10 protein-coding genes are annotated in these 9,981 nt (G+C 69.1%); 5 read left to right on the top strand and 5 right to left on the bottom strand.

Translation table 11 applies throughout. The features are described 5' to 3' along the window. Positions 1–192: DegT/DnrJ/EryC1/StrS family aminotransferase (locus ON26_RS09425; protein WP_174375389.1), on the top strand; the 192-nt coding region annotated here is incomplete at its 5' end. Positions 193–199: 7 nt separating this feature from the next. Here the strand turns inward: ON26_RS09425 and ON26_RS09420 are convergent. Further along, positions 200–3,157 (bottom strand): acyl-CoA synthetase, encoded by a 2,958-nt coding sequence (locus ON26_RS09420; RefSeq protein ID WP_085998981.1) that lies wholly within the window; start codon positions 3,155–3,157, stop codon positions 200–202. A gap of 159 nt (positions 3,158–3,316) precedes the next feature. Here ON26_RS09420 and idi point away from each other — a divergent pair, with 159 nt between their 5' ends. The 3 genes from idi (at position 3,317) to ON26_RS09405 (ending at position 5,841) form a co-directional block, all read left to right on the top strand. After that, positions 3,317–3,895: an isopentenyl-diphosphate Delta-isomerase gene (idi, locus tag ON26_RS09415; protein ID WP_040795654.1), complete on the top strand. Its 579-nt coding sequence runs from the start codon at positions 3,317–3,319 to the stop codon at positions 3,893–3,895. A gap of 265 nt (positions 3,896–4,160) precedes the next feature. After that, a complete protein-coding gene (locus tag ON26_RS09410) occupies positions 4,161–4,508 on the top strand; it encodes a hypothetical protein (protein ID WP_040795653.1) in 348 nt (115 codons plus the stop codon). A gap of 91 nt (positions 4,509–4,599) precedes the next feature. After that, the gene (locus ON26_RS09405) at positions 4,600–5,841 is read left to right on the top strand and encodes a serine hydrolase domain-containing protein (protein WP_245545787.1); all 1,242 of its coding nucleotides are present in this window, start codon (positions 4,600–4,602) and stop codon (positions 5,839–5,841) included. A gap of 9 nt (positions 5,842–5,850) precedes the next feature. Here the strand turns inward: ON26_RS09405 and ON26_RS09400 are convergent, their stop codons facing one another. Beyond that, on the bottom strand, positions 5,851–6,174 hold the full coding sequence (locus ON26_RS09400; RefSeq protein WP_040795652.1) for a DMT family transporter: 324 nt from the start codon (positions 6,172–6,174) through the stop codon (positions 5,851–5,853). A 98-nt stretch (positions 6,175–6,272) separates the two neighbouring features. Here ON26_RS09400 and ON26_RS09395 point away from each other — a divergent pair, with 98 nt between their 5' ends. After that, positions 6,273–6,926 carry a hypothetical protein gene (locus tag ON26_RS09395; protein ID WP_157171839.1) on the top strand — a complete coding sequence of 218 codons (654 nt, stop codon included), beginning with the start codon at positions 6,273–6,275 and terminating at the stop codon, positions 6,924–6,926. Here the strand turns inward: ON26_RS09395 and ON26_RS09390 are convergent, their stop codons facing one another. The 3 genes from ON26_RS09390 to argH form a co-directional block, all read right to left on the bottom strand. Then, positions 6,927–7,301, bottom strand: coding sequence for a VOC family protein (locus ON26_RS09390; RefSeq protein ID WP_040795650.1), 375 nt, complete (start codon positions 7,299–7,301; stop codon positions 6,927–6,929). A 191-nt stretch (positions 7,302–7,492) separates the two neighbouring features. After that, a complete protein-coding gene (locus ON26_RS31545; protein ID WP_157171838.1) occupies positions 7,493–7,864 on the bottom strand; it encodes a hypothetical protein in 372 nt (123 codons plus the stop codon). Between the two features lie 810 nt (positions 7,865–8,674). Further along, positions 8,675–9,981, bottom strand: a 1,307-nt coding sequence (argH, locus tag ON26_RS09380; protein WP_040795649.1) for an argininosuccinate lyase, incomplete at its 5' end; no start/stop codon positions are given.

Genomic DNA, 9,981 nt, shown 5'->3' with positions numbered 1-9,981 from the left:
GGGGTGAGCGCGCCGTTCCACTATGTGCCGCTGGATTCCAGCCCGGCCGGACTCAAGCTCGGCCGCACCCCGCGGCCGTGCGTCCACAGCGCGGAGTTCTCCTCGACACTGGTGCGCTTGCCGCTGTGGCCGGGTCTCGGTGACGAGCAGGTCGAGCGGGTGCTCGCCGCCGTCACCGAGTTCCGGGTCTGAGTTCGCCTCAGGCCTCGGCGGCGCCGAAGAGTGCGGCGGCCTCGGCCTCGGTGAGCACCTCGTAGGACTCGGTATCGGGGTGGTACCACCAGGTGTCCGGGCCGGGCTGCGGCCGGCCCGCCGCTCGCACCGCGCTGGTCGAGGGCCGGTAGGAGGCGCTGCGCGGGATCGTGTCGACCACGTACACCAGGTCGGGGCGTCGACTCTTTTCGAGCGCGTGCATCGCCTCGGTGACGTCCTTGGGTTCGAGGTGCCAGCCGTCCCGAACACAGACCGCGGCCACCGACAAGTACTTCCCGCCCACCTCGAGACCGTAGGCGACCTCCATATCCACCGCGGCGATGTCGTTGAGCACGTCCAGAATCGGCTGACCGTAGACCGGGCCGCGCTCGGTGATCACCACGGTGTCGGCGCGGTCGATCAGCCAGTAGTCGCCGTCGCTGTCGCGGCGGAAGAGGTTCTCGGTCGGCATCCAGGCATCGCCCGGCGCGAAGACGCCACGCAGCCCGCCCGCCGACAGCTCGACGGCGTCGGATGCCTTGCTGATGAGCAGCCCGACCTCGTTGTCGGCGCAGCGCAGCGCGTACCCGCTCTCGTCGGTACGGATCGTGGCGGTCGCGGGGTCGTAGGCGACCAGTTCCACCTTCGCGGTACCCGGCACCGGACGGCCCCTGCTGCCCACCTTGCCGCCCTTGACATTGGCCAGCACCACATCGCCTTCGATGGACGCGTAGAACTCGAGCACCCGGGCGGGGGCGAATTGCTCGAGAGTCCGCCGCCACAGGCCCGCCGGCATGCCGGAACCGATGAACAGCCGGATCGGGTGGGCGTGGCCGGCCGGGAACACCTCGGCGTCGAGGATGTCGCGCAGCATCGTCCAGGTGTAGGTCACCACCGTGACGCCGTAGCGGTGCACCTCTTCGGCGAAGCTGCGCGGGTCCAGCGAGCGGGCCAGCGCGATCCGGCTGCCACCGGCGACGGCGCCGCCGAGGCTGACCAGCAGACCCGAGGAATGATGCAGCGGCGCAAGGCAGTACACCGTGTCCCGGCGGTCCAGGTCCGCCGCGGTGGCGGTGCCGAAAGCCGACAGCGCCCAACGATGATTGGTGATGTACTTGGTCTCCAGCCGGTCGCCCGTGCCGGTGACCAGCACGAACGCCAGCTCGCGCGCCAGGCCGGGATTCGGCCGGTACCACGCGGGCACACGTACCTGCGCCGGATCGATCTGTTCCAGGTCGATCACCTCTGCGCCCGTCGGGATGTCGAGCGCGCGGGCGTCGCCGCCGCCGAGTACGAGCACCTCGGCTCCGGTGGCCGCTGCCTGACGCAGGTTCTCCGGGTCGGCCAGCACAGTGCGAGTGCCGGTCAGCTCCATCGCCCGGCCGAGTTCGCTGCCCGGTGCGAGCAGTACCGCCACCGCGCCCAACCGGGACAGCGCCGCCACGGCGGCCAGCGCGCTCGGCCTGGTCTCCATCACCACGCCGACCCTGGTGGCGGGCCGGATCCCCGCCGAGATGAGACCGCGCACGATGTTGTCGATGCGCACGTCCACCGCGGCATTGGTGTGCACGCGATCGTCGAACAGGAAGCAGTCGCGCAGGGGCGCGCGCCTGGCCTGTTCGGCGAGCAGGCTGCCGAGCGAGATCCGGGTGCCGGACTGGATCATGCCCAGGCGGGTGAGCCGGGGCAGCGCGCGGGCGGCCTCGCCCACCAACTCGACCGAGCCGCGCACCGCGCTACCGGCCAGCCCCTCGAAGACCTTGCCCACCCCGTTGCCGACCTCGGCCAGCGCCGCCGCGGAACTGACGATCCTGTCGGCCGCCGAATGCTGTGCGCCGCTCTTGGTGTGCTCCGACATCGGGTGGATCTCCTCGGGCAACGGCTGATCGCCCGCCGCCCACTCGATCCACTGCCGCACCAGCGGCCAGGTGCGCTCGGTCGCGACGCTGCCCGCCACGAGACCGAAATGCCCCGCGTACAGACATGATTCGTAGACATCGGCATTCGGGGCGGCCCGCACGATGCCGCGCACGGCCGCGGGCTGGCCGATATCGTCCACCTCGCCGACGAACGCCAGGATGGGGCAGGTCAGTTCGGCCAGCGAGATGGGCTGATCGCGGATCACGAACCCGCCCAGCATCATCCGATTGTGCGCGACGAACTGCTTGAGTAGATCGGCCACCGCGGGCCCCGCGTATCCCACCCAGCCCTCGCTGTTGAGGAAGCGGCGCTGACGTTCCTTGGGCAGCAACGCCTCCCGGTCGTGCAACTGACGCAGGAAATCGATGCGTGCCTTGACGGTCTTGACCGGGTCGAGCATCTGGAAGCCGACCCGCACCATGGAATCGGTGATCGGCAGCCGGGTCACCACATGGTCGGCGAGGAAGTCGGCGGCATCGGAGACCAGGCCGTAGGGCAGGCCGAAGGGCACACCGTTGACGATGTCGACCGGGCTGCCGAAGGTGACGATGCTGGCCACATCGCGGCCGTGCCGGTATGCGGTGGTCTGGTAGGCGAACATGCCGCCCTGCGAATAGCCCATGAGATGGACCTCGGCCCCGGTCGCCGCGCACACCGTGTCGATGGCGCTGCTCACCGCGAGCACGTGATCGGCCAGGTCGCGTTGCCAGCCGCCCTCCTCGAGCGCGGGCGAGCCGAAGTCGATCACCCAGCAGTCCACCCCGCCGCGGTTGAGGATGCCGACCGCGCCGCCCTCGGCATTGACGTCCCAGATGTCGGCATTGACCATCAGCGGCGGCACCAGCAGGGCCACCGGGCGCCCCGGAGCCGCGTCGTCGGGGAAATAATGTCGCAGCCGGTACATGCGGCGCCGCTCGACAACCTCGAACGGCGAGGCCTCGACACCATGCGCCAATCCGCCGAAACGGATCACCTCGAGACCGTTCTGCGCGGTCGCCATCAGGCGCCGTATCGGTCCCGCCACACCCTTCGCACTGAACTTCACGATCGCTCCTGCACCTCGTGCCACGCACCCTTACGATCCCGACGCGTACGACGAGCTTTCCACATGGCGAGGGCATCGGAGGGCAGCCACGACCGTTTCGAGACCTGACGATGGTCACACCCCGAGGGCACCGCTCCGGGGCCTCGATAGGCTGGGGTAATGACCGACACCGCCGTGCTGCCGACCACCGATCGCGAATCGCTGCTGGTCGAGCTCGTCGACGAGCAAGGACGCGCGGTCGGCGAGTGCCCGGTCGCCGACGCGCACCGCGCGCCCGGGCAGTTGCATCGGGCCTTCTCCGTGCTGTTGTTCGACGACGACGGCCGCGTGCTGCTGCAGCGGCGAGCGGCCGTGAAGACCCGCTTCCCGTTGCAGTGGGCCAACACCTGCTGCGGGCATCCCGCGCCCGGCCAAGGCATTCCGGACGCCGCGCGTGCCCGGCTGCGTGAGGAACTCGGACTCGATGCCGAACTCGTCGAGGCGGGCATCTTCCGCTACCGCGCGAGCGACGCGACCACCGGCCGGGTGGAACACGAGTGGGATCACGTGTTCATCGGCGGCACCACCGCGGCGACCCCGCAACCGGACCCCACCGAGGTCGCCGAACTCCGCTGGCTCGACCCGGCCGAGGTGCGGACGCTGCTGGCCACCGATCCGCAGTCCTTCACCCCCTGGCTGGCTCCCGTGCTCGAGATCGCCGACGCCGCTTTTCGCGCGGATACCCGCCGAGAGCACTGACCGCGGCCCCCTGCGCGGCCGGTCGCTGCTGACCGCCGGATCCCGCCGATCACCCACACCCACCGGTCCTCTGCGTTGTGCGTTTTCCGTAAGTGCGGCCTCCGACCTACCCTTCCGGGAGCCGAATGCATAGATACGCATATCCGAGTAGCTGGATGTGAAAAGATACTTGGTGAATTCACAGGAATGGCACAGCATGACGCCAGGCCCGCGGCGCATCCTGGAGAGAACAGATGTTGCCCGGGTGAGAGCGAGGTGCGCACCAATGGTCGAGATCGAGGTTCGCGGTACGACGGTGACGGTTCATGTGGTCGGCGGCCATCGGCTGCTCTCCCGGCGCGACAGCATCACCTTCGATTTCCGTGAGGTCGCCGCCGTCGCTCCCGCACCGGTGGACATGCGCCCGCCGTGGGTCCGCGCCGGCGCCTTCTTCCCCGGCGTGATCGCGGCGGGCACCTTCCGCGGCAAGGGCCGCAAGGAATTCTGGGACACCCGTTTCGACGGCAGCGGCCTGCAGATCGACCTGAACGACGGCGAGTTCACCCGGCTGGTCGTCGACGTGGACGACCCGGGTTCGGCGTTGCTCGACCTCTGCCGGGCCGCCGCGGCCTGACGCGCGGACACACCCGGCCCTCCGCTCCCCCACCACCCTCGATCTCTGTTCCTCCTACTGTGGACGGGGACGACGAGAGGGGTGCGGCCGGGTGACCACCGATTCCACAGCACACGAGACCAACGAGGACGAGGTCGCGGCGGCACGCGCCGCCGAACACACGGCCCAGCACGTGGACAGGCGGTTCGTCCGGCTGGTGACCGAGTTCGACCGGCTCTTCCGCAGACCCGGTGACGGCGGCGGCGCGTTGTGCGTCTATCTGCACGGGGAGCCGGTGGTCGATGTCTGGGCCGGATTCGCCCGGCCCGGACAGCAATGGACCCGCGATACTCTCGCCGTCACCTATTCCACCGGCAAGGGCGTGGCCTCGACGCTGTTGCATCGGCTCGCCGAACGCGGCCTGCTCGACTACGACCATCCGGTCGCCGAGTACTGGCCCGAGTTCGCGGCCGCGGGCAAAGGCGCGATCACCGTGCGCGAACTGCTCACCCACCGCGCCGGCCTGCACCGGCTGCGCGATCTCGTGCCCGGCCCGATCGATCGGTTCTTCGACGACGAGGCGGTCACCGCCGCCCTCGCCGCCGCCACCCCCGACCCGAGGCGCCTCATCACCAGCGGCTACCACGGCATCAGCTTCGGACACCTGGTCGCCGAACTGGTGCGCCGGGTGAGCGGAACGAGCTTCACCGACGCACTGCGCACCGAGATCGCCGAACCGCTCGGCATCACCGATCTGTGGTTCCGGGTGCCGCGGGAGCAGCGGTCCAGGATCGCGGTCAATTTCCCGATGCTCACGGTCGCCGGGATGAGCTGGGAGAACAGCGCGCGGCTGATGGGTCGCACCAGACTGTCCGCGGCCGCCGAGACCACCCCGCGCGGGTTCGCCGAGATCATGGTCGACCCGCGCCTGCACGATTCGGTGATGCCCGGGGTCAACGGCGTCTTCTCGGCCCGCTCCCTGGCCACGATGTACGGGGCGCTGGCCTGCGACGGCAGCCTCGGCGGGCGTGAGCTGTTACGGCCGGGCACCGTCGATGTGATCCGCACGCGGCAGGTCTTCACCCCCGACTACGTGCTGGCCTTCCGTATCCCCTGGGCGCTGGGCTATCACGGCGTGCCGATGAAACCGTCCCGGGCGGAGCCGGTCTCGGCGTTCGGGCACTTCGGGCTCGGCGGCTCGGGCGCCTTCGCCGACCCGGAGACCGGGATGTCGCTCGGCTTCGTCACCAATCGGCTGGGCGGCAAGCTCACCCCGCTCGGCGATGCCCGGCTGAGCCGGCTGGGCACGCTCGCCCACAACATCGCCAAGAAGATCGCCCAGGAAGGCTCCTGACCGGGCGCGTCACTGCGCGCCCCCGAGTTCCAGCGCCACCACCCCCAGAATCACCAGCGCGATGCCGCCGACCTGGATCAGGGTCAGTTTCTCGCCGAGCAGCAGCACCCCGATGATCGCGATCGCGGCGACGCCGATGGCCGACCAGATGCCGTAGGCGACGCCGATCGGCATTCCGCGTTTCAACGACTGGGACAGGAAGTAGAACGCGCCGCAGTACCCGATGACGACCACGATCGACGGCCCGATCTTGCTGAATCCCTCGGAAAGCTTGAGCGAGACGGTCGCCGTCACTTCGAACGCTATGGCCAGGGCGAGGAACAGCAAGGTCATGCGGGCAGCCTAGTGACTCACCGGCGTGTCCCTGCGTCCCGGCAACCCGCGGCGATGGCCTGCTTCACAATGGGAATTCGAGCCGGGAGGTGGTGGCCGTGCGGGAAGCCGTCCTGATCGCCGTGGTGGTCTTCGCCGTCGTTGTGGGGGCGGCGGGCCTGTTCGTGTTCCTGCCGCTGTTGCGCGGCTCGGACCGGCCACGCCGGGACACCTTCGCCCGATGGGCCGCGACGCACGGCTGGCGTTACGACGACCGCGCCCATCCGGCCTGGAGCGCGCGACTGCCCGGCCACGACAGCGGGACCGTGGTCCTCTCCGTCACCGGGGTGGTGGACAACCGACTGGTCACCGCCGCCGAGTACCGCTGCGAGTCGCACCGCTTCACCGTCCTCGTGGTGCACCTGGACCGCCCCTATCCCCCGCTGGCCGTGCTCGACCGCGAACTGAGCCGCGAAATCGGTGACGCCTTCACCGGCTCCACCTCCATCCACACCGGCCACGCCGCTTTCGACCGGCGCTTCCGGGTGATCGCGGTCGACCGGCAGTACGCCCGGCTCATGCTCGACCCCGTGGTGATCCAGGCGCAGCTGGACGGTCCCGTCGAACGGTGGAGCCTGGCCGGGCGTGATCTGCTCACCTACCGGCCGGGCAGGCCGAGCGGACCCGCGGCGATTCCCGATCTCGCCCGGCCCGTCCTGCATCTGGCCGATCTGCTCGAGGAGCGCGCGTACGGCGAACCGCCAGCGCGGTGACTACAGATATGGGCGGGTGATCATCTCGATGCCGTGTCCGGCCGGGTCAAGGAAGTAGACCCCGCGCCCGTTGTGCTCGTTGTTGATCTCACCGGGCCGCTGGAAGAACGGGTCGGCCCAGTGCTCGATCGCGCGCTCGCACAGTCGCCGGTAGGCCCGATCGAACAGTTGGTCGTCGACCAGGAAGGCGTAATGCTGGCGCTGGATCTCGACCGGCGGCTCGGCGAATTGCAGCAGTACGCCGTCCTCGCAGAGCAGGTTGGTGAACACGCCCCAGGACGGGGCATCGGCCAGTTCGAGGATGTCGCGGAAGAACGCGGCGGATTCCTCGCGATCGTTCGCGGCGATGATCGTGTGGTTGAAACGTGCGGTCATGGAAGGCTCCTGTCGTGATCGAAAGTGATGCTTGGTTCGATCACGTGGCAGGAGGCGCGCGGGCGCTCAGGTGCGCGCCGGGTCACCTGTCCGTGCGTGGCTCGAGGCCGTCCCGGTCGTCATCGCACCGATGGTAGACAGCGCGAATCGCTCTCGGCAACCGGGGATTTCTCCGTGAAGCGCTCGCGGGATCAGCCGCTGAGCCAGCGCCACATGCCGAGCCAACCGGCTTCGTAGTGCGGGATCACCCGCTCGATCGCCGTGGGCGCCGGTTCGTCCTCGAGGTCGACGACGACACCGACGCGGGCCCGGATCACCTCGAGCCGTCCTTCGAGATGCGCCGGGTCGGGGACGAATACCGCCCTGGCTCCGTGCCGCTCGATCTGGGCGAGCAGCCGTTCGATCCGGTTGTCGGTGGCGGCGGTGAAGACGATGGTCTTGCAGAGGTTGTATCCGAGGCGCGGAGCGAGGTGGCGCATCCTGATCTCCTCCCAGGGCTGACGGATGCCGGAGAGATCGGCACGCAGGTAGCCCAGAGCGGCCTCGGCCCGATGGAAGCTCACGGGATACTCACCGCCCCCGGTCGCCGGTACGAGCACGACTGTCGTCTCGAGATCATCCGGTACTCCTCCTCTTCCGCCCGGTCCCCGAGAACCTGTCGGCGTCAACGAAATACACAGTGATCGAAAAAGCGGGCGCAATGCTCGCCCGGTCGACACCCGGCACATCACCACCGGGACCTGCCACTACCCGATTGCCCGAAACTTGCGGATACCCCTCGGCGCAATTCTTTCCGGCCGCCGATCCGGCCGGACGCCGCGATGCTCCCACACCAGCATCGGGGTTCCCGAGCGACAAGGGAAGTGCCGATCAGCAGCTTTCCGCTGCCTTTTCGCCGAACTTCGACGCAGGACAGGCAGAGGGCCCCGCCAACTCGGCGCAATCCGGTGAGCATAGCCAGTTTTCGCGTCCCGCCGGGCCACCGCAGCCGAGTGTCCTGCATCAAGAGGGCAATACACCATGCCGAGGCATCGACCACACCCCCACCGGACCCGCCGACCGCGAACCCGCGGACGCACCGGCGGCCGAATCCCGAGCAGTGAGACGGACTTCCGACCAAAACCCCGTTTTGGGCTGGGTTTGTGTTTCCCCTAGGGGGCCCACTAATCTTCCCCACGGCAATAGCAACCACGTATGAAGGAGATAACTCGCATGGTGCTCGGTTTCGTCTCTGATCTGCTCGCTGCTCTGCTCGCCCTGGTCGGTCTCTGACCGATATCGAAACGCATCGCCCCCGTCGCACGCATCTGCTGCCATGTGCGACGGGGGGCGAATTTCGTTGCCTACGGCCCTTTCCGGGCCGGGGATCTCCCTCAGGCCAAGCGGGCGCGCGCCTCGGCGGCAGCCGCTCGCACTTCTTCCAACTGCTTCGCCACCTGCGTACCCGCGGTGCCACCGCGGGCATTACGCGAAGCGATCGACCCCTGCACGGTCAGCACCTCCCGCACCCGCGAGGTCAGCGCCGGATCGACGGCGGCGAACTCCTCGTCGGTGAGTTCGTCGAGACCCACCCCGCGCGACTCGGCGGCACGGACGCACGCACCGGCCGCCTCGTGCGCCACACGGAACGGAACACCCTCACGGACAAGCCATTCGGCGATATCGGTGGCCAGGGTGAAGCCCGCGGGCGCGAGCTCGGCCATCCGGTCGGTGTGGAAGGTGAGCGTGCCGACCAGGCCCGCGATCGCGGGCAGCAGCAGTTCCAGTTGGGCGACCGAATCGAAGACCGGTTCCTTGTCTTCCTGCAGATCCCGGTTGTAGGCCAGCGGCTGGGCCTTGAGGGTGGCCAGCAGTCCGGTCAGGTTGCCGATCAACCGGCCCGCCTTGCCGCGGGTCAGTTCCGAAACGTCCGGGTTCTTCTTCTGCGGCATGATCGAGGAGCCGGTCGACCAGGCATCGGCGAGCGTGACGTAGCCGAACTCCGGTGTGCTCCAGATGATCACCTCTTCGGCCATCCGGCTCAGGTCGACGGCGATCATGGCGAACACGAAGGCGGCCTCGGCGGCGAAATCGCGCGAGGAGGTGGCATCGATCGAGTTGGCCGCGGCCGCATCGAAATCCAGATCCGCGGCGATGGCCTCGGGATCCAGGCCGAGCGAGGAACCGGCCAGCGCGCCCGAACCGTACGGCGAGACAGCCGCGCGCTTGTCGAAATCACGCAGGCGGTCCAGGTCGCGCAGCAGCGGGTGGGCGTGTGCGAGCAGGTGGTGGGCCAGCAGCACCGGCTGGGCGGCCTGCAAATGGGTCTTGCCAGGCATGACCGCGTCGGGGTGTGCGGCGGCCTGCGCGATGAGCGCGTCCACGACGTCCAGCACACCGGCGGCGACGCGGCGGGCGGCATCGCGCAGCCACATCCGGAACAGGGTCGCGACCTGGTCGTTGCGGGAGCGGCCCGCGCGCAGCCTGCCACCCAGTTCCGCGCCGACCCGCTCGATGAGCCCGCGTTCGAGCGCGCCGTGCACGTCCTCGTCGGTCTCGGCCGGTCCGAACGCGCCGGACTCGACGTCGGCGGCGAGCCGGTCCAGCCCGGACAGCATGGCGGTGAGGTCGGCTTCGGTGAGCAGGCCTGCTTTGTGCAGCACTCGCGCGTGGGCCTTGGAGGCACGCACGTCGTAAGGGG

It is taken from the genome of Nocardia higoensis NBRC 100133 (assembly GCF_000308595.1).
GTDB classification, from domain to species: Bacteria; Actinomycetota; Actinomycetes; order Mycobacteriales; family Mycobacteriaceae; genus Nocardia; species Nocardia higoensis.
The sequence above is the reverse complement of the archived record's forward strand: the minus strand, read 5'-3'. Positions and strand labels throughout refer to the sequence as shown.

Excerpts from the sequence above, each read along its gene's own strand:
- ON26_RS09410 (WP_040795653.1), top strand. The coding sequence starts at position 4,161 with ATGGTCGAGATCGAGGTTCGCGGTACGACGGTGACGGTTCATGTGGTC.
- ON26_RS09390 (WP_040795650.1), bottom strand. The coding sequence starts at position 7,301 with ATGACCGCACGTTTCAACCACACGATCATCGCCGCGAACGATCGCGAG.
- ON26_RS09400 (WP_040795652.1), bottom strand. The coding sequence starts at position 6,174 with ATGACCTTGCTGTTCCTCGCCCTGGCCATAGCGTTCGAAGTGACGGCG.
- idi (WP_040795654.1), top strand. The coding sequence starts at position 3,317 with ATGACCGACACCGCCGTGCTGCCGACCACCGATCGCGAATCGCTGCTG.